At 39.4% G+C, this 714-nt stretch carries 1 protein-coding gene; it reads right to left on the bottom strand.

Features of this window, described 5'->3' with window-relative positions:
• On the bottom strand, positions 1-714 hold a 714-nt coding region (locus IDG60_RS27950; RefSeq protein ID WP_206161039.1), incomplete at both ends, for a fructose PTS transporter subunit IIA.

Raw genomic sequence — 714 nt, 5'->3', positions numbered from 1 at the left:
CTGGTACTTCTACGACATTTTTACCATCGAAGCGATCCGTCTCAACATGAACATCAGCAGCAACAATGATACCTGTTGCATTTTCAATATCTTGTTCAGTTAAATGGTTTTTAATGCCGCTTGAACCGTTCGTTTCTACTTTAATTTTAATACCCATCTTATCCGCTTGTTTTTTCAATGCGTCACGTGCCATGTACGTATGTGCAATACCTGTTGGACAAGCAGTTACTGCTAACACATATGGCTCGTTAGATTGTTTAGATGATTGTTCTGCAGTTGCAACTTGTTGTGCTTCAGCTTCTGCCTCTTCTTCTTTTGTCACTTCATCATCAGCCTCATCTATAATCGCTAGTACTTCTTCAGGTGATGAAGCATGTAATAATTTCTCGCGTACATTTTCATCCATTAAAATACCAGACAACTTAGCTAAAGCATCTAGATGTGTTTGGGCGCCACCTTCTGGCGCTGCAATCATAAAGAATAAATGAGCTGGTTGCATATCTAAACTTTGGTAATCTACACCTTCTTTAGATTTACCGAATGCGATAGCTGGAGACTTAACTGCGGCTACTTTCGCATGTGGAATAGCAATACCTTCGCCGATACCAGTTGTACTTTGTGATTCTCGATTGTGAATCGCTTCCTTAAATGACGCGACATCACTTAATTTACCTGCTTTGTCTAATTGATTTACTAACTCATCAATAACACCAT

Source organism: Staphylococcus sp. EG-SA-2 (assembly GCF_017152085.1).
The sequence above is the reverse complement of the archived record's forward strand: the minus strand, read 5'-3'. Positions and strand labels throughout refer to the sequence as shown.